The 24,645-nt window shown below is 37.0% G+C and carries 25 protein-coding genes and 1 riboswitch; of the genes, 18 read left to right on the top strand and 7 right to left on the bottom strand.

Annotation, left to right across the window (positions count from 1 at the left end):
* Positions 1-11: 11 nt before the first annotated feature.
* Genes M948_RS24305 through M948_RS24295 form a run of 3 tightly spaced genes read right to left on the bottom strand, consistent with a single transcriptional unit; the run spans position 12 to position 1,970 of the window.
* Positions 12-725 carry a hypothetical protein gene (locus M948_RS24305; RefSeq protein WP_155974743.1) on the bottom strand — a complete coding sequence of 238 codons (714 nt, stop codon included), beginning with the start codon at positions 723-725 and terminating at the stop codon, positions 12-14.
* Entirely contained in the window at positions 722-1,597 is an 876-nt protein-coding gene (locus M948_RS24300; RefSeq protein WP_021288949.1) for an ATP-binding cassette domain-containing protein, read from the bottom strand. The genes M948_RS24305 and M948_RS24300 overlap by 4 nt, the downstream gene beginning before the upstream one ends.
* Positions 1,587-1,970 (bottom strand): GntR family transcriptional regulator, encoded by a 384-nt coding sequence (locus M948_RS24295; RefSeq protein ID WP_021288948.1) that lies wholly within the window; start codon positions 1,968-1,970, stop codon positions 1,587-1,589. The genes M948_RS24300 and M948_RS24295 overlap by 11 nt, the downstream gene beginning before the upstream one ends.
* Positions 1,971-2,479: 509 nt before the next feature.
* On the opposite strand from M948_RS24295, the gene M948_RS24290 reads away from it, so the two are divergent.
* The 17 genes from M948_RS24290 (at position 2,480) to M948_RS24215 (ending at position 20,509) form a co-directional block, all read left to right on the top strand.
* Positions 2,480-2,896, top strand: coding sequence for a YbaN family protein (locus tag M948_RS24290; RefSeq protein WP_231378647.1), 417 nt, complete (start codon positions 2,480-2,482; stop codon positions 2,894-2,896).
* Between the two features lie 595 nt (positions 2,897-3,491).
* The gene (locus M948_RS24285) at positions 3,492-4,310 is read left to right on the top strand and encodes a sulfite exporter TauE/SafE family protein (protein WP_031334946.1); all 819 of its coding nucleotides are present in this window, start codon (positions 3,492-3,494) and stop codon (positions 4,308-4,310) included.
* Between the two features lie 13 nt (positions 4,311-4,323).
* Complete coding sequence (locus tag M948_RS24280) at positions 4,324-5,727, top strand: bifunctional metallophosphatase/5'-nucleotidase (RefSeq protein WP_021288944.1); 1,404 nt, start codon at positions 4,324-4,326, stop codon at positions 5,725-5,727.
* Positions 5,728-5,793: 66 nt separating this feature from the next.
* Positions 5,794-6,102, top strand: a complete 309-nt coding sequence (locus M948_RS24275; RefSeq protein ID WP_021288943.1) for a YunC family protein — start codon at positions 5,794-5,796, stop codon at positions 6,100-6,102.
* A gap of 96 nt (positions 6,103-6,198) precedes the next feature.
* Positions 6,199-6,972, top strand: a complete 774-nt coding sequence (gene yunB / locus M948_RS24270; protein ID WP_021288942.1) for a sporulation protein YunB — start codon at positions 6,199-6,201, stop codon at positions 6,970-6,972.
* A 49-nt stretch (positions 6,973-7,021) separates the two neighbouring features.
* Positions 7,022-7,197: riboswitch (Lysine riboswitch) on the top strand.
* Positions 7,198-7,372: 175 nt separating this feature from the next.
* Positions 7,373-8,932, top strand: coding sequence for a Na+/H+ antiporter NhaC family protein (locus tag M948_RS24265; RefSeq protein WP_021288941.1), 1,560 nt, complete (start codon positions 7,373-7,375; stop codon positions 8,930-8,932).
* 219 nt (positions 8,933-9,151) lie between these two features.
* Complete coding sequence (locus tag M948_RS24260; protein WP_021288940.1) at positions 9,152-10,690, top strand: sodium-dependent transporter; 1,539 nt, start codon at positions 9,152-9,154, stop codon at positions 10,688-10,690.
* A gap of 1 nt (position 10,691) precedes the next feature.
* Positions 10,692-10,793, top strand: coding sequence for a methionine/alanine import family NSS transporter small subunit (locus M948_RS42695; protein ID WP_021288939.1), 102 nt, complete (start codon positions 10,692-10,694; stop codon positions 10,791-10,793).
* A 166-nt stretch (positions 10,794-10,959) separates the two neighbouring features.
* Positions 10,960-12,186 (top strand): acyl-CoA dehydrogenase family protein, encoded by a 1,227-nt coding sequence (locus M948_RS24255; protein WP_021288938.1) that lies wholly within the window; start codon positions 10,960-10,962, stop codon positions 12,184-12,186.
* Positions 12,183-12,962, top strand: a complete 780-nt coding sequence (locus M948_RS24250) for an SDR family oxidoreductase (RefSeq protein ID WP_021288937.1) — start codon at positions 12,183-12,185, stop codon at positions 12,960-12,962. Before M948_RS24255 ends, M948_RS24250 begins: the two co-directional genes overlap by 4 nt.
* 21 nt (positions 12,963-12,983) lie before the next feature.
* Positions 12,984-13,550 carry a TetR/AcrR family transcriptional regulator gene (locus M948_RS24245; protein ID WP_021288936.1) on the top strand — a complete coding sequence of 189 codons (567 nt, stop codon included), beginning with the start codon at positions 12,984-12,986 and terminating at the stop codon, positions 13,548-13,550.
* A 15-nt stretch (positions 13,551-13,565) separates the two neighbouring features.
* On the top strand, positions 13,566-14,636 hold the full coding sequence (locus M948_RS24240; protein WP_021288935.1) for a phosphotransferase family protein: 1,071 nt from the start codon (positions 13,566-13,568) through the stop codon (positions 14,634-14,636).
* Positions 14,633-15,385, top strand: a complete 753-nt coding sequence (locus M948_RS24235; RefSeq protein ID WP_021288934.1) for a 2-phosphosulfolactate phosphatase — start codon at positions 14,633-14,635, stop codon at positions 15,383-15,385. Before M948_RS24240 ends, M948_RS24235 begins: the two co-directional genes overlap by 4 nt.
* Positions 15,386-15,428: 43 nt before the next feature.
* Entirely contained in the window at positions 15,429-17,099 is a 1,671-nt protein-coding gene (locus tag M948_RS24230; RefSeq protein WP_021288933.1) for a long-chain-fatty-acid--CoA ligase, read from the top strand.
* 27 nt (positions 17,100-17,126) lie between these two features.
* Positions 17,127-18,731 carry a long-chain-fatty-acid--CoA ligase gene (locus M948_RS24225; protein ID WP_369759828.1) on the top strand — a complete coding sequence of 535 codons (1,605 nt, stop codon included), beginning with the start codon at positions 17,127-17,129 and terminating at the stop codon, positions 18,729-18,731.
* A gap of 20 nt (positions 18,732-18,751) precedes the next feature.
* Positions 18,752-19,735, top strand: a complete 984-nt coding sequence (locus tag M948_RS24220) for an NADPH:quinone oxidoreductase family protein (protein ID WP_021288931.1) — start codon at positions 18,752-18,754, stop codon at positions 19,733-19,735.
* A 30-nt stretch (positions 19,736-19,765) separates the two neighbouring features.
* Entirely contained in the window at positions 19,766-20,509 is a 744-nt protein-coding gene (locus M948_RS24215; RefSeq protein WP_021288930.1) for an SDR family NAD(P)-dependent oxidoreductase, read from the top strand.
* Positions 20,510-20,537: 28 nt separating this feature from the next.
* Here the strand turns inward: M948_RS24215 and M948_RS24210 are convergent, their stop codons facing one another.
* Positions 20,538-21,500 carry a M23 family metallopeptidase gene (locus tag M948_RS24210; protein WP_021288929.1) on the bottom strand — a complete coding sequence of 321 codons (963 nt, stop codon included), beginning with the start codon at positions 21,498-21,500 and terminating at the stop codon, positions 20,538-20,540.
* 148 nt (positions 21,501-21,648) lie between these two features.
* The gene (locus M948_RS24205) at positions 21,649-22,218 is read right to left on the bottom strand and encodes a YhcN/YlaJ family sporulation lipoprotein (RefSeq protein WP_021288928.1); all 570 of its coding nucleotides are present in this window, start codon (positions 22,216-22,218) and stop codon (positions 21,649-21,651) included.
* 271 nt (positions 22,219-22,489) lie between these two features.
* Here M948_RS24205 and M948_RS24200 point away from each other — a divergent pair, with 271 nt between their 5' ends.
* The gene (locus M948_RS24200) at positions 22,490-22,774 is read left to right on the top strand and encodes a YutD family protein (protein ID WP_021288927.1); all 285 of its coding nucleotides are present in this window, start codon (positions 22,490-22,492) and stop codon (positions 22,772-22,774) included.
* An 8-nt stretch (positions 22,775-22,782) separates the two neighbouring features.
* On the opposite strand, the gene M948_RS24195 is transcribed toward M948_RS24200, so the two are convergent.
* Together M948_RS24195 and M948_RS42475 are read right to left on the bottom strand one after the other, a co-directional pair.
* A complete protein-coding gene (locus M948_RS24195) occupies positions 22,783-23,043 on the bottom strand; it encodes a hypothetical protein (protein WP_031334941.1) in 261 nt (86 codons plus the stop codon).
* 150 nt (positions 23,044-23,193) lie between these two features.
* Entirely contained in the window at positions 23,194-24,636 is a 1,443-nt protein-coding gene (locus M948_RS42475) for an amidase (RefSeq protein ID WP_021288925.1), read from the bottom strand.
* Positions 24,637-24,645 lie beyond the last annotated feature (9 nt).

The following is a 24,645-nucleotide window of genomic DNA, read 5'->3' as shown; positions in this document are numbered from 1 at the left end:
GTGCAAGGTGTTTACTTCATTTTCACTTGAATATCTTTTACTAATCGGTAGTTGATTACTAACATACCTGCACTTAACAGCAGTAAGATGATTATAGAAGTGAATATAGACAGTGAAAGTCCTTCAAAATGAACACCATACACGGTCACCGTTTCTCCGTTGATAACATTTTCTAGCATCACTAAGACAAAGCCAAAAAAACTTGCGAATATGCCTTTCCACCAGTTATATCGATAGAAAACATGGCCGATAAACCAACCAATGATATAGTAAAGCCATGAAGTTATTATAAATAATAGAAAGTAGCTGATCCAATATCCGAAACTGTGGAATTGTAAATGTTCTGGATAATGATTACCAAATAGTGATAGGACGATTCCTTCTATTACAGGAAGAAGCATACTAATGACCCCAATGGTTATAGTGATCATGAGCGAAGCGATAGCCCCGCCTATAAAATAGGTTCTCCGTGTAAGTCCATGTTCCGTATAATATCGAAGAAACGTGAATACCATCATGATCCCAACAACGAGCATAAAAATAGGGCTAGATTCATTCATAAAATACATAAAGTGATCTATCGCTGGTTCTACTTCACCAAAATAATCTCCAATCCAATGCAAAACACGAAGGATGATAATAATAGCAAATAACCAAATTGACCATTTCAACCATTCTTTATAGAGCTCCCTAATAACAGTTTTATTTAAATGCTGACGCATCATGCTTCCTCCTTTGTGAGATATGTGAATAAATGTTGCAAGGAGATCGGAGAAACTTCAAGATCTTTTAATTTAGCACGTCTCCAGTCTTCCTCCTTGAATTCCCCATAAATTGTTGTAGCCTTGGTACCACCTAGCTTTTCCTCATGCAAAATATGTTTGTTTGCAGTAAATTCATCGACGATCTCGTTAGCTCCAATAAGTTTTACTCCTCGATTCGTGAAGGTTTCAAAATCTTCATCGGCTACTAGTTTGCCATGATGTAGAATGAGAATATGATCAAATAGATGCTCCATTTCAGAGACCAAATGGGTGGAAAGAATAAACATTCTATCGTTTCTTTCATGTTCTTTTAATAGTTCCTGATAAAACATTTCTCTTGTCGGTGCATCAAGCCCTAAATATACCTCATCAAAAATGGTAACTGGTGTGCGATTTGCAAGCCCAAGCATAATGTGGAAAGCAGCAACCATTCCCTTTGAAAATTTACTGAGTGGCTTGTTTACATCAATTTTGAATTTGGAAATTAATTGATCTGCATATGTTTCATCAAAGTGTGGTCGGTGTAATTTAACTGATTCGAGATATTTATTTGCATTTTCAATTGCCTCATCTTTATAAACACGGTCGTAACCAAAGTGAATATTTTTCATATGATTAGGGTGTTCAAACAGCTCATTACCATCAAAGGTAATGGTACCTAATGTAGGAAGGCGATAAGAAGCAACTAATGATAACAATGATGTTTTTCCAGCTCCATTTCTTCCGATTAGGCCGTAGATTTTTCCAGATTCCAATACAGTTGTAACATCATTAAGACTTTGTTGTTTTCCATAAGTTAAAGAGATATTTTTTAGTTCAAGTTTATGCGTCATTATGGATTTCCTCCTTTGTTTTCTTGATTAAATCAAATAGTTCTTCTTCTGAAAGTTTCAGTTTTTCAGCTTCTAGGATCATATTTATTAAATAGACAGAAGCAAAATTTTCCTTTCTTTTTTGGAGCAATTTCTGTTGTGCTCCTTTTGCGACAAACATACCAATTCCTCGTTTTTTATAAAGGATCCCTGCTTCGACTAATTGATTCATACCTTTTGCAACAGTAACGTGATTCACTTTATAGAAATTTACGAGTTGCGTTGTGGAAGGTGCCTGTTCTCCTTCTTTGAGAGACCCTCGAACTATTTGATCCTCTACTTTTTCTCGAATTTGTATAAATATTGGTTTTTCCGATTGAAAATGTTGAGCCATATCATCAACGCCTTTATTGTTTGTTATATGGTTATATAGTAAGCTATATAACCATATAAATGCAAGTGTGAATTTATAATAATTTAACGTTCGTTTGTTTCTCTAATAAATTATGTTTTTGCCAAAAGCTCTAAGGTTTAACTTTTATACTGTATAGATCAATATTGTTTTGTGTTGACGTTAACAAATGTTGTAGAAACAGCAATGGTATAAAAGGGTAAACGTACAAGCAGTGTAAATAACAGCACGTGAAAAAATTAGTTTTTGCTAGATTACGAAGGAGGGAGGTTACGGTGTGATTTCTATCTGCAGACGAAGGGAGTTAATGGAAAGTAAACGGCTTGTTGAACGTAGTAATGCGATTGTATAATAGGAGTATAGTTATTTTGAAGTAGCTCTCATCTTGAACGTTTAAAAATTATCGTCCGTGCATACTATTGTTTGAGATTCCATTTCTATGTGTTGATTTGGTCGAGCGCTCCTATGATCGTGAAAAATAATGAAGTAAGGTGATTACCATTAAAAATATAAAAAGTATGTTGTTTTTTCTACTTGGGTGTATATCACTGGGGATAGGAATTGGTGGGATTATACTCCCTGTTTTGCCGGGAGGCCCTTTTTTTCTATTTGCAGCTTTTTGTTTTGGCAAAAGTTCTAAACGTATGGATAATTGGTTTAAACAGACCGCTTTCTATAAGAAATACGTTGTCCGATTCAAAGAGAAAAAAGGGATGTCTCGGAAAGAAAAAATTCGAATTAATCTCATAGCAGATGCATTTATCTTGTTTTCAATTTGGTATATGGACATCCTTTTCATTCAGGTTCTATTAGCGCTTCTGGCCATCTATAAGCATTACTATTTTATTTATAAAATGAAGACGATTAAACCTGAAAAAGAGAATGCAAACAATTATGTTTCTGAATAGAGGAAAGGTATTAATTAAAGGATAAATATTTAAGACTGATAGATTTACTAGAGCGTTGCAGCAGGGATAACCAGTCGTTGAAATGAATTTCTCTAGTAAATTTCATTCTTTTAGTATAATTATATTTAAATTCATCCATACTATAAGTGAAAAGAGGGGACATGCCCCTCTTCAAAGTAGTGCCCATAATTGTTTGATGAGTAGGATTGTCATAATTATGGGCCAGGTCTTTATAAATATAATATTCTCTTTAACTTGAATATAGATCATTCACATCCCTCCTTTCCCTCCTTTTGTATTTATTATCTCCAGAAATGAGTTGTTTGATTCGGAGGAGAAAGAAGTTCTGTATGGAAAAAAATCGTTATTTAGTTAAAAACCTTGTAATGATAGCACTGGACCTATGTATGGTTAAGTGCTATTTTTATTAAGAGAATTTTTTTGAGGTTCAAGGTTTTAAAAAGTCTCATGTTATAATTGGTTTTCCTATGTGTAAATGTTTATTAAAAGCTAAGGTATACATGTGGGAAATGTTAAAAATCAATGCTAGTATTAAATGAAGAACGTATTTTGATGTAGATGGAAGGGATAGATATTGGTCTTTGTTGTTTGTTTAGTTATAGGGATTATAACAGCATTTGTAGGAGGTTTAATGGGATTAGGCGGGGGGATTGTACTTATACCTAGTTTGCTGTTCCTGAATCAAGCCTCAGATGCTTTTGCCTGGGCAACACCACAAGCAATCGTAGGTATTTCTTTAGTATCAATGGTATTTACAGCAATGTCTTCGACAGTATCTTATTATAAACGTGGTCGTGTTGATGTTCGAACAGGGATCTTATTTTTAACTGGAAGTATACCTGGCGGGATACTCGGATCGTGGTTAAATCAATTTGTAGAAGCTGATGAATTTCTTTTATATTTTGGTTGCATTACCATTGTCATATCTCTTCTTTTTTTTATAAAACGGAAAGAACCATCTATTCACATGAATAGTGAATTAAAAGGTGTACGAACGTTTCATCTTAATGGAACTACTTATCACTATACCGTTTCAAAATGGATAGCCTTTGGTTTATCTTTAGCCGTTGGTATATTATCTGGGTTGTTTGGTATAGGCGGCGGTTCTATTATGGTTCCAGCTATGATTTTATTATTTGGTTTCCCAGCTCACATTGCTACAGCTACATCGATGTTTATGATATTTTTTATTAGCTTAATTGGAGCGGCAACTCATATTGCCCTCGGCCATATCGAGTGGGAGTATCTTCTCTTTTTTATACCAGGTGCATGGGTTGGTGGGAAACTTGGTGCTTGGGTTAATCAACGATTAACAGGAAAGGTGCTTGTATGGATCTTGCGGATTTTATTAATTATAATAGGAATTCGAATGATTTCTCAAGGGCTGTCGTAAGGAGCATAACAAAATGGAAGAGAAAATTTATTTTTATTATACAAATGATTTACATAGCAACTTTAATAACTGGTCTCGTGTTACAAGTTATTTAAAGGATGCAAAAAAACGTTGTGAAGCAATGGGGAATTCGAGTTGGAGAATTGACATTGGAGATCATGTGGATCGTATGCATCCTATTGCAGATGCCTTCAAGGGGAAGGCAAATGTCGAATTAATGAATGAAGCTGATTATGATGTAATTACCTTAGGAAATAACGAGGGGATAACCCTATCACATGATGAATTGTTTCAGCTTTACGATCATGCTCAATTTGATGTCGTTTGTGGTAATTTACATAGTATGGATCAGGTGGAGCCGGACTGGTTGAAGCCTAGCGTAGTACTAGAAACTGTTCATGATGTAACCATTGGTGTAGTTGGGCTCACGGCACCATTTAATGCTTTTTATGAACTATTGGATTGGCACGTCTCTCCACCATATGAACAATTAGAGAAAATCATAGATGATATTAGGGGAAAAGTAGATATTATTATCTTATTGTCTCATTTAGGCTTCAGTGAAGATCAAGAAATTGCTGATAGATTTACAGAAATTGACGTGATTATTGGTGGCCATACGCACCACCTGTTACGAACAGGAGAATATATAAATGATACATTAATTACAGCAGCAGGAAAGCATTGTAATTATGTTGGTGAAGTTATATTAACTTGGGATCATCAAACACAAAAACTCGTAAATAAAGAAGCCTATACTACAAATATTTCACACTTACCGCAAGATAACCAAACGGAAGACAAGGTTACCAAGCTTTTAGAGCAAGCAACCGTTCATTTAGCCGAACCAGTGGTAAACTTAACCGAACCGCTAGCAGTTAATTGGTGGGAAGAAACACCGATTATTAAGGCTTTGGCAGATTCAATAAAATTGCAGACAAACGCCGATTGTTCTATGCTCAATGCCGGTGTATTGTTAGAGGGCCTTCCTGAAGGGGAGGTAACGTATGGAGATATTCATCGAATCTGCCCACATCCAATTAATACATGTGTTGTTGAATTGACCGGTAATGAATTATTAGAAGTTATTCGTACTTCACAAACAGAAGACTTTATGAATTTTCAACTGAAAGGCTTTGGTTTTCGTGGAAAAGTTTTAGGGAAAATGACATTCTCTGGAATAGAACTCGCTACCGAAGAATTAACGAATGGAGATATTTTTATAAGGCAAGCGTTCCTTGATGGACAATCAGCCTTAGAGGCTAATCAAACGTATAGAGTAGCCACTGCAGATACCTTTACATTTGGTAGATTGTTGCCAGAAGTAGCTAAGTCGGAAGTAAAACAATATTATTTACCCGCATTTTTAAGAGACATACTAGCGGAAACATTGCAACAATTTGTTAACGAAGGGTAGTGACGCCATGGCCTCCTTTTGCATATAGATATGGTGACTAGGATGAAGGGGAGGCCGTTTACACTTATGATTACAGTAAATCCATTAGAAGTAGAGGATGGTATGTTCTTTACAGCTATTTGTGTTGAGTTGCCTAAGACGAATTTATTAATTATCTCGAATGAAATTGGCTACATTATGTGTGCTGCATTAGATGTGGATTTGTTAAGTGAAAAATTGGCAGATCGAGAAGTTATTGCAGGTCGTGCAGTAGGTGTTCGTACGATTGATGATTTACTACATGCACCACTAGAGAAGGTAACTCATTCTGCAAAGGAACAATATGGTTGGGAAGAAGGTATGATTGGCAAGGATGCCTTAATACGAATATCTTAAGTTAGTGTCTCCTAAGAGGGAGGCATTTTATTTATGTAGATTTTAAATTCTAACTAACTTGAAACAAGCATAAGTTTGTTTCAAGGGGGTTTTCGTATGGGTAGACGACCAAGATTTAAACTGCGAACAACATCTCCAGTAAAGGTTGTTTTTTTAATGACGACAATTGCTTTTGTAATCTTGACCTCCCTTAGTATCATCATCGTGGATAAAGGGATAACCCCGCCTTTAATGGAGATAGCAAATCAAAAAACACAAGAGTTTGCGACACGGACAATCAATGAAGCAGTTAAATCAACGGAAAATATTAGCTTCGATGATTTAATGGAAGTAACGACAAAGGATAATGGCAGTCCAGCAATTGTTGGCTGGAAATCATCTGCTGTCAATCGCGCCTTACGAACAGCTACAAAACGAGCAGAATACTTCTTATATGGAATGAATAAAGGTGAAACGCTGAACACAGATGATCCGGATATGGAGCCGCAGGACTATGGGGATACAGCCAATGATTTAGCTGATAAAGATCCTACTGTGGTAGAGATTCCGATTGGGCAAGCTACAGGAAGTACAATATTATCTAATTTAGGTCCAAAAGTTCCTGTCCATTTTGAAATTGTCGGTAGTATTCAATCAGATGTAGAGTATGAGGTAAAGAAATTTGGGATAAACGCAGTATTAATTGAGATTTATATCCCAGTCACTGTCAATGCACAAATTGTTGTTCCATTTACGACTGAACCATCGGAGATAAGTACTAGGGTCTATGTTGACTCTCGAGTATTAATGGGAGATGTCCCTGACTTTTATGGGGGTGACGAGGATGGACCAAATATCTCAGTACCAAAAGATGACTTGAATAATAATTAAAACCTTGCTATACTTAATATAATAATTTGAATAATAAACCTTATCAGATCGGTGAGGTAGAGGTGCAATAGATATGAGTACTCAGTCGGAGGATGACAACTAGGATGATGGAGGAAAGGATTTACTGCCGAAGTACAATAGGTGTCAGGCTTATTGTTACTGGTATGCTTTTGAATAAGAAGTATACTGTCATGCAAAGAAGTCGCATGGAGAACTACTGATCGAAATGGAGGATAACGTATATTGTAAAGGCAATGGTAGGTTATTTTCTATCATTGTCTTTTTTTCTGTCTACAAAAGCTACCTTTCTAACGGACACCCCCCACAGTTACTTATCCCATTTTCTTGAACAGTATGTTTTCTTTCCTTTTGTAAACAATCTTATATGGAGGTAACAGCAATGGAAGGAACCATTTTTTCACTTATCCCAGCAGTATTAATGCTGGTACTTGTACTATTAACGAGAAATGTTTTACTGTCTCTAGGGACAGGAATTGTAGTAGGAGCGTTACTCATTCATGATTTTGCAATTTGGGATTCGCTAAAAGAAATAGGAAATAATTTATATACTATTTTTGTTACAGACGGGGCTCCAAATACTGGTAATCTACTGTTATTAGGATTTCTCCTTTTACTTGGAATGATGACTGCTTTTCTACAAGCCTCAGGAGGAAGCCGTGCTTTTGGAGAGTGGATGATTAAACGAGTGAAGACGCGTGTTGGTGCACAAGCGATGAGTGCAGTGCTAGGTATTATCATTTTCATTGATGATTATTTTAACAGTTTAGCAGTAGGACAAATAGCTCGTCCGTTAACAGACCGACATCGAATTTCTCGAGCAAAGCTTGCTTACATTATCGATTCAACTTCAGCACCGGTAACTGTTATTTCACCAATTTCTAGTTGGGGAGCATATATCATCGGTATTATAGGTGGATTACTTGCAGCAAATGGTATCACATCAATGGAACCATTAGAAGCATTTATTAAAATGATACCTTTTAATTTATACGCTTTGGGAGCTATTTTACTTGTGTTTCTTGTAGCCTATCTCAAGATGGATATTGGCCCAATGAGGAAACATGAAAAAAGGGCGGTTAAAACTGGAGCATTAATAGATCCAGAACAAGATAATGTACCAGGAGATTTAAGTGATACATTTGAAGCTCATCAATCTGGGAAAATATATCATTTGCTTGTTCCAATTGGAGTACTTATTGCAGCCACGATCATTTCAATGCTAATAACTGGAGCAAATGCTAGTGAAGGTGAAATAAGTATATTAACTATTTTTGCAAATACAAACGTAAACCTTTCTCTATTTATTGGTGGGCTTACAGCAGTATTAACTGCCTATATCTTCCATGCAGTACAAGGGAAACCAAAAAATAATGCAGAAAAAATTATCGTTGAAGGTATAAAGACGATGCTGCCAGCAATTTATATTCTTTTATTGGCTTGGATGATTGGGTCGATTATCGGAACATTAAAAACTGGAGAATACTTGGCACAAATTGTGAATAATTCATCCATTAGCCCTTCACTATTGCCATTCTTATTTTTTATTATTGCAGGCTTTATGGCATTAGCAACAGGAACGTCATGGGGAACATTTGGAATTATGCTGCCAATAGCAGCAGAAGTGACTGTGATTACAGATATAGATATGTTATTACCTTCCATGGCAGCCGTACTTGCAGGTTCTGTATTTGGCGATCATTGTACACCAATATCTGATACGACAATTTTATCCTCTACTGGTGCCGGCTCCAATCATATAGATCATGTGCTTACACAGTTGCCATATGCTATTTTAGCAGCAGTTTCGGCTGCAGTAGGATATTTATTAATTGGGTTTACCAACCAAGTGATCCTGCCGTTATTAGTAACAATTGCTATCATTACAGCCTTTGCTGTACTTATTCATTTCCTGAAAAATACAAAATCAAGTAAACATTAATCGTACATCCATCCTTTTCTTCAAGAGGATGGATGTTTTTGTCAAGATCAATATCGGTCAATTGGCAATATCTTGAATTTTAAATAATTTCTTTGACATAGGCGAAAAGTACCGTTATAATACAAGCATAAATATCAGAAAAAAACAAACTTTTAAAACATTCCTTTAAACTATGAACATATAAATAGTTTAAAAAGGGGAAAAGGGGGAAGTCTTCGTATGGATACTCGTTCACAGTGGGGAACAAGAGCAGGGTTTATTATGGCTGCTGTTGGGTCAGCAATCGGTTTAGGTAATATTTGGCGCTTTCCTGCGGTTGCTTATGAGAATGGTGGAGGAGCATTTATCATTCCATATTTATTTGCATTATTAACCGCTGGAATTCCTATACTTATTATGGAGTTCACACTAGGTCATAAATACCGTGGATCTGCACCATTATCCTATAAGCGATTAAATAAAAAAACCGAATTCGTTGGTTGGTGGGCTGTTTTAGTAGCCTTCGTAATATCTACCTATTACTCTGTTATTATTGCCTGGGCAATATCTTATTCCGTTTTTTCCTTTAATTTAAGCTGGGGATCAGACACCGAAGGATTTTTAATGAATGACTTTTTAAATCGAACGGTAGACCCAGGTCAAGCAGGAAGTCTTGTGCCAGGAGTACTAATACCGCTTATTATTGTGTGGATTGTGGTATTGGGTATTTTATTCAAAGGTGTAAAGAGAGGAATAGAAGTAGCCAATCGGATATTTATCCCTGCATTAGTAATTATTTTCCTTATTATTGTTATTCGAGCCGTAACTTTAGACGGTGCTTTGGCTGGATTGGAAGCCTTCTTTTCACCAGATTTTAGTAAGATTTGGTCTGGGGAAGTATGGGTAGCAGCATACGGTCAAATATTTTTCAGTCTCTCGATTGCATTTGCGATTATGATTACTTATTCAAGCTATTTACCTAAGAAATCAGATATTACAAATAATGCATTTATCACTGGATTTGGTAATTCAAGCTTTGAGTTACTTGCAGGTATAGGGGTATTCTCTGTACTAGGCTTTATGGCAACACAATCTGGGGTGGGGGTAGATGAGGTTGTTTCCGGTGGAGTGGGATTAGCATTTGTCGTATTCCCAGCTATTATTAATGAATTTCCTGGACTAAATGGATTATTTGGATTCTTATTTTTTGCATCGTTGGTTTTAGCCGGCCTAACGTCGTTAATGTCAATCACAGAGACGTATATCGCAGGTTTAGTTGATAAATTTAAAATCTCTAGAACGAAAGCAGTATTATTCGGTGGTGGAACAGCTGCCATTATTTCCTTACTATTTGCTACGCAAGGTGGGTTATACTTCCTAGATGCAGCAGATTATTTTATTAATCAATTTGGCGTGGCATTAGTTGGATTAGTAGAAGTTGTGCTTATTGCATGGATACTCCGTGAAGTGAAGAATATCAAAGCACATGCAGACGAAGTCTCCGATATTCGTTTAGGCTGGTGGTGGACTTTAAGTCTAAATGTTATTACACCCATTGTTTTAGGATATATGATGTTTGATTTATTCCGTCAAAATTTGATGAAGCAATTTGATACTCCAACAGGCAACTATGAAGGTTATCCAGATGTGTTTATTCTATATGGTGGTTGGGCTGTTGCAGCAGCTGCATTGATAATTGGTGTCATTATGTCCCTGACGAAATGGAAGCAAAATGGAACCCAAGCGAATCAACAGTCAGATAAAAGGGAGGCCAAATAATATGAGTGGTAGTGCCATCTTACTTATGATTCTTTCAGTTGTAATTATTTGGGGAGGTTTAGCTGCTAGTATTACCTATGCGGTTAAAAAATCGAAGCAATAGATTAAACATAAAGGCTGTACTGAACTTGAGCAAAATCAGTACAGTCTTTTTTTAGGTTGGGAATAGGTATTGCCAATCGTCATTATTTTGTTATAATATACATAAGATTCAGAACATACTATTCGGTAGGTATGTTATTTTATATATGAGGATGGGAGGAAAGAAAATGGAATTTTCGTATTCTGATAAGGTACTAAATTTACAAACCAAGCTACATCAGTTTATGGAAGAGTTTATTTACCCGAATGAGCAAGTATACAAGGAACAACTTAAATCCCAAGCAAACCGTTGGTCTCGTATCCCGCCAATCCTGGAAGAGTTAAAAGAAAGGGCGAAGGAAAGGGGATTATGGAACTTATTTCTACCTAATAGTGATGTTGGTGGGGGATTAACCAACCTAGAATATGCTCCTCTATGTGAGATTATGGGAAGGTCCTCGATCGCACCCGAGGTATTTAATTGCAGTGCTCCAGATACTGGAAATATGGAAGTACTTGAACGTTATGGATCCCCAGCTCAAAAAGAAGAATGGTTACAACCATTATTAGAAGGGAAAATACGATCTTGTTTTTCTATGACGGAGCCAGATGCTGCCTCAAGTGATGCAACGAACATTGGTACGAGTATTAAAAAAGAAGGAAATGAGTATGTTATCAATGGTCGAAAATGGTGGTCGTCAGGTGCTGGAGATCCTCGTTGCCAAATTGCTATTGTTATGGGGAAATCGAATCCGACAGCTCGAAAACATGAACAACAATCAATGATCCTTGTACCTTTAAATACAGAAGGTGTGAAAGTTGAACGGATGCTTCCTGTATTCGGTTATGATGATGCACCGCATGGCCATGCTGAAATCACCTATGATAATGTGAGAGTTCCTGAAGCAAATATGATATGGGGAGAGGGAAAAGGATTTGCTATTGCTCAAGGGCGATTAGGACCAGGAAGAATCCATCATTGTATGCGATTAATTGGTTTAGCAGAGCGTTCACTAGAACAATTATGTAAGCGTATTCAAGAGCGTGAAACCTTTGGAAAAAAATTAGCAGAGCAGGGCGTTATTCAAGAATGGGTGGCTAATTCACGCATTGAGATAGAACAATCCAGGCTATTAACGTTGAAAGCAGCTTATATGATGGATACGGTAGGAAATAAAGATGCAAAAGCTGAGATTGCAATGATTAAAGTTGTAGCACCTAATATGGCTTTACAGGTGATTGATCGAGCTATCCAGGCATTTGGTGCTGCCGGAGTGAGTGATGATTTCCACTTAGCCGCTGGATGGGCAAATGCACGTACACTTAGATTAGCAGATGGGCCAGATGAAGTTCATCGGCGTCAGATAGCTAAATTAGAAATGAGAAAATATAAACAAAAGGTGGAGTTGTCATGAGTGTTACTGAATTATTCAATCTTGCAGGGAAAACAGCGATTATTACCGGAGGAGGGCGTGGACTTGGTGCACATATTGCCGAGGCTTATGCAGAAAGTGGAGCAAATGTCATCTTATGTTCTCGAAAGATAGATGCTTGTAAGGAAAAAAGTGAAGAACTTATGCAACGCTTTGACATCGATGCACTAGCATGTGAATGCGATATTTCTAAACAAGAAGATGTTAAAAAAGTTGTAGAGGCAACAGTAGAACACTTTGGAAGGATTGATATTTTAGTAAATAATAGTGGGGCAACGTGGGGCGCTCCAGTTATTGAAATGCCATTTGAGGCATGGGAAAAGGTGATAAATGTAAATATAACAGGCACCTATTTGATGAGCTTGGAAGTAGGAAAAATCATGATTCAACAAAAACAAGGGAAAATTATAAATCTTGCGTCGGTTGCAGGCTTTGGTGGGTCTGACCCAACTGTTATGAATACCATTGGCTATAATACAAGTAAAGGGGCTGTGATGACTTTTACAAAGGATTTAGCTGTTAAATGGGGTGAATATAATATTAAGGTAAATGCAATTGCGCCTGGATTTTTTCCAACGAAAATGTCCAAAGGTTTGTTAGATAAAGGAGGAGACAAAATTTTGGCAGGTACCCCGTTGAATCGTTTTGGTAAAGATGAAGATATTAAAGGAGCTGCACTGTTTTTGGCCTCACGGGCATCTGACTTTGTAACAGGTGATATATTGCGAGTAGATGGTGGATCGAGTGCTTATGCTTAAGCGAAACGAGAAGGGATATATGTGAAAGAAAAATTAATTGAACAAAGCATATTATTGTTTGAAAAACAAGGGTTTAATGCAACATCTATTCAAGATATTGTGAAAAAGTTAAATGTTACAAAAGGAACGTTCTATTATTACTTCACAAGTAAAGAGCAGCTGCTAATGGAAATTCACGATGACTACATTACGAATCTACTAGATCGTCAATTAAAAATTATTAGTAGGTCATCGCTGTCCCAAAAAGAAAAGCTGATTGAGATTATTCGGTTATTAATTATAGATATTCAAGATCATGGGTCTAGCGCAAGAGTTTTCTTCCGTGAATTACGACATTTATCTGAGGGCAATGTAGCAGCAATTAAAAAGGTTCGCAGGGAATTTCTTGAAAATGTAAAGAATGTAGTGCAAGAAGGTATAAATCAAGGGGAATTCACAAATACACTTCGGGGAGATATGGTCGCATTTGGTGTTGTTGGCATTACCAATTGGAGTTATAACTGGTTTAATCCAGATGGGGATGTTACCCCAGAAGAATTAGCTAGAATATATTATCAAATGATTTTACATGGTATTTTAAACGAATGATTAGGGAGGGATAGTATGAAAGCTTCACAGGAAACGATTCAAGTCCGTAAAGGGGAAGAACTAAATAAAGATAGGTTAGCTGCATTTATTACAGGTCATCTTCCTGAGGTACCTGAGGGTGAGTTACAAATTGAGCAATTTGGCGCGGGTCATTCAAATTTGACCTATTTATTGCGAATTGGCGATTGGGAGGCTGTATTACGTCGTCCTCCCCTTGGTCCGGTCGCTCCCAAAGCTCATGATATGCAAAGAGAATGTAAGATATTAGCTAGCTTACATCCTTTCTATCCCGCTGCTCCTAAACCATACATTTTTTCTGATGATATATCAATTGTCGGGAGTAATTTCTTTATCATGGAAAGACGGAAAGGAATTGTGGTTGATACTGAATTTCCAGATAATATTACGTATACCCCGGCGATCGGAAAACGTATTTCCAAATTAATGGTAGAAAAGTTGGCTGAATTACATCAAATAGATTATACGAAAACGGATTTAGTCACAATGTCAAAACCTGATGGATTTATGGAAAGGCAAGTAGGTGGATGGACAAAGCGATATGAACGAGCTAAAACAGAAGAAATTCCAGGTGTAGATGAATTAACAAATTGGTTGAAATTAAATATTCCCACTTCTGAAAACCCAGCGATTATCCATTATGATTACAAGATGAATAACGCGATGTATTCGGAAGATTTTACAACATTAGAAGGGTTATTTGATTGGGAAATGACAACTGTTGGTGATCCATTGGCAGATGTAGGAGTTGCTTTAGTATATTGGATGGAATCTACCGATCCAGAAATGATAAAAAATGGTTTTGGCAAGCCGCCTGTGACAATAAAGGAAGGGTTCTTTACGAGAGAAGAATTTATGAATGAATATGCAAAGAAAAGCGGGAAAGATTTATCAAATATGCATTTCTACCTTACCTTCGCCTACTTTAAACTTGCTGTTATTTGCCAACAAATCTATTACCGTTATCATCAAGGTCAAACGAATGATGAACGATTTCGTCATCTTAATCATTATGTAGCAAGTTTAATTGAATATGCTCGAAGTTATAGCAAGGGTGTGGTGAAATGAAAATTCACCTCCTTTTAAAAAAGGAAGAAATAGATCCTGTACAAATGAATCAAGAAAAACTCGCCGTTGTCTTTGATGTATTGTTAGCCACGTCGACAATAACAGCTTGTTTAAAAGCAGGAGCTAAAAGTATCATTCCTGTATTAAATGAGGAAGAAGCTTTAATAGAAGCGGAAAGGCATTCACCTGAAGAAATACTGTTAGTAGGGGAATATAATGGCATAACCATTGATGGATTCCATGATCCCAATCCAACTAGATTACAAGAGCATGTGAAAGGGAAAAAGGTGATTCTTTCAACGACAAATGGTACCGTGGCAATACGTAAATCAACTTCCGCTAAAAGCATATACGTAGCTTCGTTATTAAATGCTGATGCTGTTAGTAATCACATTGTAACTACTTATACAAATGAAACTATTGTTGCAGTGTGTTCGGGATCTAAAAATCAATTTTGTATAGAGGACTTCTATGGTGCAGGCTACTTTATCAGCTGTATGGTAAAGCAAATAGGTTTTGAAAATGTGGAATTGACGGATAGCGCGCTGGCAGCAAAGCTGTTTTTTGAAAATACAGTAGATTCCAGCGTCCAACTGCTCCTTCATACTCGAATCGGCAAAATGCTGGAAAGTAATGCTTATGATGCTGTTGAATATATAAGCCGTTGTGGAGTGTATCAAATTGTTCCTAAGTTATGGAAGCAAAAATATGTAATGTTAGAAGATACAGTTGTAGATCATGCCTATTGAGGAACGACAAAGTAAATGTAATCAATAAGGGGGCGATAGGAACATGTATACAAATCATTTTGCGTATTGGCCAGAACGTTTATCTAGAACGCTAACAGTCCCGGAAACTACCTTATTTGATAACCTATTGTTTACTAGTAAACAATATCCTGAAAAAGTTGCCATCTATTATTATGGTCAATCTTATACTTATAAGAAGTTATTACAAGAAGTTGAAGCACTTGCAGGATATATGGAACAAACATGTCATGTTGCAAAAGGTGATAAAATCTTACTATTTATGCAAAACTCTCCACAATTTCTTATCAGCTTTTTTGCTATCCTACGATTGCGTGCAGTGGTTGTACCAATTAACCCCATGAGTATAACAAAAGATCTCCATTTTTATTTAGAAGATTGCCAAATTAGCCATGCAATTGTAGGAATGGAACTATATGAAAAAGTACTTCCATTAAAAGAGACAACTTCTCTTAAAAACATTCTTGTCACTTCTTATGCTAGTTATATTCACCCTAATCATCATTTAGAAGATTTGCCCTCAGAAGTTACCTTACCTGTAATTACCCTTGAGCAAGATGTCTGGTGGGAGGAGGCATTAGTTTATAACTATCAAGCTTCTTCATATCATGGAAAAAGCGATGATCTTGCGGTTATTCCATATACATCTGGAACAACTGGGCTCCCTAAAGGATGCAAGCATACAAATCGCACTGTGCAAGCAAATACAGTTAGTGCTTATCATTGGATGAACTTTACATCAGATACCGTCGTGTTAACGACCTTGCCGTTATATCATGTTACCGGTTTGGTGCATAGTGCTCTTACGCCGATTTTTGGTGGGAGCAGCATGGTGATTTTGACGAGATGGGATCGAGATGTGGCAGGAAAGGTAATCGAAACATATAACTGTACGCATTGGACAAATATAAGTACCATGCTGATTGATTTTTTAGCCAATCCTAAACTGAGTACCTATGATATATCATCCTTACAGTCTATTGGTGGAGGAGGAGCGCCATTACCCGAGGCAGTAGGGGAAGCCTTGTTTAATCGAACTGGACTAAGATATATAGAGGGTTATGGACTTTCAGAAACCATATCACATACTCATTTTAATCCCCCGCATCGTTCCAAGCTGCAATGTTTAGGAATCCCAACTTTTGATCTGGATGCTAGAATCATTGATTTGCATACCAAGGAAATACTGGGACCTTATGAAAATGGAGAGTTGGTTGTTTCTGGACCACAAGTGTTTGAAGGCTATTATAATCGTGTGGAAGAGAACGAGGAGGCGCATATTCAAATCGATGGGAAAACATTCTTTCGTACGGGTGATATTGTACAAATGGACAATGAGGGATACTATTTTTTAGTTGACCGGTTAAAAAGGATGATTAATGCTTCGGGTTATAAAGTTTGGCCAACAGAAGTAGAATCAATCTTATATAATCATCCAGCTGTACAACAAGCATGTGTGGTTCGTACACCGGATGAAAAGCGTGGAGAAACGGTAAAAGCTTTCATTATCATCAAGGAGACTTACAAAGGATATGTAACAGAAAAGGAAATAATTGAGTGGTCTAAACAACAGATGGCAGCTTATAAATATCCTAGAGTTATCGAGTTTATTGATCATTTTCCTACCACTAGTAGTGGAAAAATATTATGGCGTCAGTTACAAGAACAAGGTGAATCATCTAGCTTGAATATGTAAGCGTATTCTTAATGGGATGGAGGAATGATAATGGAGAAAGTCTGGCATAAGCATTACCCAGATCATATTGCCAAGGAGATAGTAATTCCTAATAAAACATTACCAGACATGCTAACAGATACAATTGGTAACTATGGTGAAAGACCAGCCTTGTGTTTTTATGGTAAGGAAACAACATATCAAGCATTAGGAGTTCAAGTAGATCGATTTACCAGTGCGATTCAACAACAGGGTCTAAAAAAAGGCAACAGAGCAGCTATTATGTTACCAAACTGCCCACAATATGTTATTAGTTATTATGGGATTTTACAAGCCGGAGGAATTGTTACCCAACTAAATCCGATGCTTGTTGCGAAAGAAATGGAAGAAATACTAAATGATTCCGGTGCAGAGACAATTATCATATATGATGCATTATTGCCGAGTTTAAATCAAATTATCGACCAAACACCAATTAAACATGTAATAAAAGTAAGCCTAAGTGGATACGAGGTTGAAGATGGAATAGCAATTGGATTTGCAACATTTCTGCAATCCGTGAATCAATCATTTACTCCTGTCAAGATTGATCCTAGTGAAGATATAGCAATACTTCAATATACAGGTGGCACGACAGGGAGATCAAAAGGAGCAATGCTGACACATCGAAATCTTTTAGCAAACGTCATGCAATCATATGAATTTTTTAAAGATCATATTGATTTCGGCATGGAACGATATTTAAGTGTTATCCCGCTATTTCATGTTTACGGTATGACTTCTTGTATGAATTTATCAATATATACTGGAGCAATGAATATTCTCTTACCCAAATTTGATATTGAGGAAGTATTACAGACCATAAAAGATGTGCAGCCAACTTCTTTCCCTGGTGTCCCGACCATGTATATTGCTTTAATAAACCATCCAAAAGTGAAGGAATATGCAGTTAACAGTATTGAGATTTGTAATAGTGGAAGCGCCCCCATGCCTGGAGAAATCATGAAAGAATTTGAAAGTAAAACTGGTGCAAAAATTCTAGAAGGATATGGTCTATCTGAAAGTTCACCAACAACCCATTGTAATCCTCTTTTCGGAGAAAGAAAACCAGGCAGTGTCGGCATAGGTTTTCCATCAACGGACTATAAAATCGTGGATTTAGTTTACGGTACAGAGGAATTACCAGTTGGGGAAGTTGGAGAAATCGTTATTAAAGGTCCACAGGTAATGAAAGGTTATTGGAATATGGAAGAAGAAACAGCACAAACATTAAGAGATGGCTGGCTTTATACGGGGGATATAGCTTACATGGATAAAGACGGTTATTTATATATCGTTGATCGAAAGAAAGAATTAATTATCGCAAGTGGATACAATGTTTATCCAAGGGATATAGAAGAAGTTATTTATCAACATGAAGCAGTTCAAGAAGCTGTAGTCGTTGGTATACTTGACCCATATCGTGGAGAAACAGTAAAAGCGGTTATTGTGTTGAAAGAAGGTAGTCAATGTACAGACCAGGAAATAATTAATTTTTGCAAAAGTAGCCTAGCACCTTATAAAGTTCCAAAGGTTATTGAATTTCGAAAAAAACTACCGAAAACATCAGTAGGCAAAATTCTTCGTCGCAAAATTAGAGAAGAGTTACATTAAATTAAAGGGGGATAAGTAACATGCGTAGTTGGAAAGTAACTACATTAGGAGAACCAAAAGATGTTTTAGAGATTCAAGAAGAAGTAGAACCGGTTCCTGCAGCTGGAGATGTCTTAATTGAAGTTCAGGCTTCTTCGCTCAATTTTTTTGATATATTACTATGTCAAGGCAAATACCAAGAACGCCCTCCTATTCCGTTTACTCCTGGAGCGGAAGTTTGTGGTATTATTCGTGCTGTTGGGGAGGAGGTAAGTAAGCTAAAAGTTGGTCAATTGGTCATTGCTACACCTGAGCTCCCAAGTGGCGGTCTCACAGAAACAGTATGCGTGAAAGAAGCTGCTGTTTATGTTATATCGGATAATTTATCTGCTGCTGAGGCTGCTGGAATGTTTATCACGTATCAAACATCCTATTATGCATTATTTCACCGAGGAGGCATCGCGGAAGATGACGTGCTATTAGTTCATGCTGGGGCAGGTGGCGTAGGTTCTGCAGCTATTCAATTAGGGAAATCAATTGGTTGTAGAGTCATTGCTACTGCAGGAGGAATGGAGAAGGTACAAGTTTGTAAAGAACTAGGTGCAGATGTTGCGATAGATTATACTAAAGATGATTTCGTCGACATTGTTAAACAAGAAACAAATGGCAAAGGTGCAGATGTTATATTTGATCCTGTTGGTGCTGATGTATTTGATCGATCACGAAAATGTGTTGCCTTTGATGGGCGCATACTGGTTATTGGATTTGCTGGAGGGCGCATTCCGGAAGCTCCAGTGAATCATGCATTAGTAAAGAATTATTCCATTGTTGGTGTGCATTGGGGGCTTTTTAGAAAAAAACATCCGGACAATGTTGTCGCTATTCATCAATCCTTGATGAAATTGTATGATCAAGGTCTTATAAAACCATTGGTTTATCAAGAATTTGATTTTAAAGAAGTACCTCATGCATTAGAAGTATTAGGAGACAGAGGAACTTATGGGAAATTAATTGTCACTCCATAAATAAGTATACGATGGACAAGGAGAGAAGAAATGCGATTAGTAAATAAAGTTGCTGTTATAACGGGTGGTGCTGGTGGGATTGGAGAAGCAACCGCAAAATGCTTTGCAAAAGAAGGAGCACATCTTATTTTAGCTGATCGAGTAAGCAGGTCGGAAGTAATGTTTATCGATGAACTCATTGATGCTGGTGTCGAAGCAACTTATATACAAACAGATATTACAGATCCGAAGGAAATGAAAAGCTTATTTCAAGCTACGATCGATAAATATGGAAGTATTCACGTTTTATTTAATAATGCAGGCGTAAATAGTGTAGAGAAGAAAATTCCAGATATAACAATAGATGAGTGGCAACAAGTGTTAAACATTAACCAGAATGGTGTTTTTCTAGCAATGAAGTATGGTATTCCTCATATGGAATCTGGGGGTTCTATCATTAATACAGCAAGTATTGCAGGGATAAAGGGACAGAAATTAGTTGCTGCTTACTCAGCTTCAAAAAGTAGCGTTATTGCGCTTACGAAAACGGCAGCAACGGAGTTTGGCAGAAAAAATATTCGAGTGAATGCAATTGCTCCAGGAATTATTGATACGGAAATGATTAAGGATTGGAAACAGTCGGAAAAATGGCCGATCTTATCAACATCGAATGCTTTAAAGAGAATTGGGAAACCCGAGGAAATTGCAAACGTTGTTCTTTTTTTGGCATCGGATGAATCTTCATTTATTACTGGCGAGACCTTAGTAGTAGATGGAGGCACCTTGAACATATAAGAGCAGGGGGAAGGATGTCCCTGCTCTTTTAGTCTTTCTGTTTCGCAATCCGTTCCCATTTTTTTAAGTAAGGATATGGATCGAAGGACCATTCACTTGTACCATTATCTTTATACATGCCATAATGCAGATGCGGAGGGAACTTCCCTGATGTTCCAGGTGGGCCATATCCAGTTGAACCGACACTCCCTAAAACATCTCCTGGTTTTACTACTTGACCAACTTTTATGTCATCATCATATCCATTCATGTGCCCATAATAATGATAAATATTATAGATATCTCTAATTCCAATGCGCCAGCCTCCATATAAGTTCCAGCCCATCATTTCAATAACGCCATAGGTAGTTGATTTTACTGGTGTTCCATACCCTGCAAAAATATCCGTGCCTTCATGGATCCGTAATCCGCCAAAACCTCTTCGATCTCCCCATGTACTCCGATAACTGTAATTATGAGAAATAGATACAGGAAAATCGCGGTCAGTAAGATTTATGTCCTGAAACGTTTGGAAGACCTTTGCTGTATTCATGATCGTCTGAACGGACAAATCGCGATTATAATAATTCCATAAGGCAATTTTTATATCGTCTTTTGTCTGCCCATATTCCAAAATGTAATTACCGATCGTTTGTAAAATGTCCTCTGGGTTTTCTGGATCTGCCTTTCCATCACCATTTCCGTCTTTTCCTTTACCATTAAAAAACATAATTAGTCGTTCATCATGAATCATGGAAGAATTACCTAGTCCAAACCATAATTCTGGTGGAACATCGATTGATACCACTTTCTCATCATCTGCATTCTTTTTTATGTTTCGTTCATAGTTATCAATAGCAGCAAAGTAATACCAAGGAATCTGTGTTAAGGCTTCTGTCTTTTTAAAAAGCGCCATTCGCTCATCGTATACAGATTCTTCAGCATTCACTGAACTATTTATTAACAGAACGAATAAAACAATAAATAACATAAAAATCCGTTTTAAATACAAAAAACTCACCCTTACTCTTATTCATAAAATAGGAATGCTGCTATAATTATTGAACGTACTGCTTATAACTTTTCCACAAAGTTACCGGATTATGCACAATCGAAAAAAAGGGACTAGCTAGAAATATCCAGCTAGTCCTGTATTACGATTATTCGTTCATCTCGTCAGTCATACCTTGTGGTGATTTTCTCATTTCATCGATGATCTGTTGGATTGTATTATCATAATTTCCATCGGTGGTTCTTGAATTATGAAGACTGTGGATATCATTCATCAGGGTTTCATTATCGGAAACATATACCTTAAAGTATCTTGGCATTACAGACATAGCAGTTTTCTTAGCCATTTGTGCAGATTTTGCTTCATCATATGCATCCGATTTTTGATATGCAATTAAGACTTCCTCATCTGTTACTAACGTTGCTACTTCTTCAAAGGCGTCACTCCGCAACATAATTCGAGTAATCATATTTGCCATTTCAGTACGATCCATGCTTATGGAATGATTTCTCTCGGAATTATTATCCATTTGATCCTTCGTATAGCGTACATAGCCCAGCTTATCATCTGTGCCATCTTCTGATTCTTGTAATTCATTATTTGGATCAAGCTCATCTTTTATTTGCTCACTTTCATTTTTTGCGGTATCATCATTGGCACAGCCAGTTATTAGCAACATAGTCATGAATCCAATGGGAAGCATCCTTTTCCAATCCATGGCTATCCTCCATTCTCTAAGTTGTTTTATCATCATTAGTTTGTAATACTCGGTGAAATTCATACCCGTATTTTTCTGGTGGCTTTTATAAAAAGATGATAAACTGAAAAAGACATTTATCGGCAGAATAACGGAAGTTTTGTTTTAATAAAAAGATGTTTTTGTAAGTAGAGAAGCTAGGTGGACCGATCTTGTCTTATAGCCTTGGACGATTAATATTTAGTAGAACCTAAAAACACCCACAAATAAGTTACAGTATGGGGGGATTCATATGATTGAGCTGCAAGGTAAAAAGTATCAGCTTATAGAAAATCATAAAGAAGGATTTCAAGAAGAAGTCATCAAAGAGCGATATTCAGATATATTAGCGAAATACGATTACATAGTCGGAGATTGGGGTTATGAACAATTACGATTGAAGGGTTTTTATACAGATAAAAACCAAAAAGCAGCATTTGATGCGAAAATTGGTGCGCTGGATGATTATCTTTATGAATATTGTAATTTTGGCTGTGCCTATTTTGTGCTAGAGAAAGTGACTTCAAAAGAGCAGTAGCGTTCTTGCTACTGCTCTTCATCTTTTTCATCGTGAATGATATGTGAACCAGGTATTCTTCTTGGTACTTTCTCATGCTGTTCCCTATCTGGATAGACAAATGCGCTATCTCTTCGCTGTCCTTCTTCCCATGGCGTTGATTTTCCTTCAACGGCTTCGTCTTTGTTTATCGGGGATCCAAATGAGCCTTCTGGAAATTCTTCTGGGATTAATTTATCATGCGCGTTTTCTACATTGGAAAAGTTATCATAATCTTTCTTCTTTCGCATCGTCAAATTCATATCACTCCTTCACTAAAAAATACAAACAAAAAGGTTGTTGGTTTGTATTTTTTGTTTAATTGTTAAACGTATGGCTGGTAAATAAAAGAAACTAGAATTTGGATACTAATTAGTAGGAATCGCAATTGATAAATTAATTTATAAGGGACATCGGTGATATCCGCCATATTTCTTTTCTAACATTTTGCCCAGTCGGAATACGGCATTTTCATTTCCGATGTTACTCATAATTTGTATGGCTATAGGCATGTTATTGTCATCTTTCCCGATTGGTAAGGTTAGTGATGGCAATCCCCATACATTTGCATAAGCAACATAAGGCATGTAGGTAAGAAATTTCCTGCGTATCGAGAATACTTGCTGATACACCTTCCCATGTGGTAACGCTCCAGTATGATATACTGGGAAGATTAACAAGCGGTTTTTAAGGTAGGCGTGAATTCTTTGATCGCCATTGGAAATAATCTCTTTGATTTCGTTTATTCTGCTAATCGATGGTTGGAATAATTTGGATCCTAAAATTGCTTTTGATAAATATGGCCGAATTCTAGTACGCTCGGTAACCTTTTCTTTTAGAAAAGCTTTTATTATATTTGACCGATCATTATGATAAGCGGCTTTTTCAATTAAATCGCTGCCATTACTTGATATCATCTCTTGCCATAACTGCGTGCTTTCCTCAAATAAAGGAGGAATTCGACGATAGGTAGAAAAGGAGCGCATGACTACTTTTTCCACATCATTCAGTAAATTTTTTGTTTCTAAACTTAGAGGCAGCGAGATATTACTTGGAAGAATATCTATTTTAAACTCTCGCAGTGAGTGGTCTTCTGGTTCGCAAGATGATAGGATGGAATATAAAAGTTCCATATCTCTTACCGTCTTCCCCATCGGTCCTATGGTTAGCATTCGAGCTTGCATATCATTTGTGACAGATGGAAAATGGCCATTGGAAGGTATTTGATTACACCCAGGCTTAAATCCCACTACACCATTAAAGTGACTTGGAAAGCGTATGGAGCCTCCAATATCTGAACCAATTCCAGCGACAGCACCTCCTGCTGCTAACAGTGCACCTTCACCTCCACTAGAACCACCACAAGTTCGTGTTATATCCCAAGGATTATTCGTTCTTCCGTATAATTTATTATCCGTTTCCTGGCAAAAACATAAGGCTGGGGTATTTGTCTTACCTAAAATTATTGCTCCAGATTGCTTTAATTTCGTGATCACTTCCGCATCATGGCGAGCAATAAGATCCTTCCTGTGCTCCAGTCCTCCAGTTGTTTTCATCCCTGCTACATGTATCGATTCTTTAATACTAATTGGGATACCGAACAGAGGGGAAGTAGGGGGATGATTCTCTAAATATCTATCCATTTCCTGTGCCTCTTCCATAGCTTCTTCATATCGGTCTTCAATAACAGCGTTTAAAATCGGATTGATTTGTTGTTGTCTTTGAATATAAGCGGCTACAATGGATGTTATCGAGAATTTCTTTTCTTTAATTGCATGGGATATAGCAGTAATATCCAAGTCAAGTATATCTTCCTCACTGGAAGAAACAACAGATCCCATCATATGTCATTC

The organism is Virgibacillus sp. CM-4, assembly GCF_000445495.1.
Classification (GTDB): domain Bacteria; phylum Bacillota; class Bacilli; order Bacillales; family Amphibacillaceae; genus Virgibacillus; species Virgibacillus salexigens.
The sequence above is the reverse complement of the archived record's forward strand: the minus strand, read 5'-3'. Positions and strand labels throughout refer to the sequence as shown.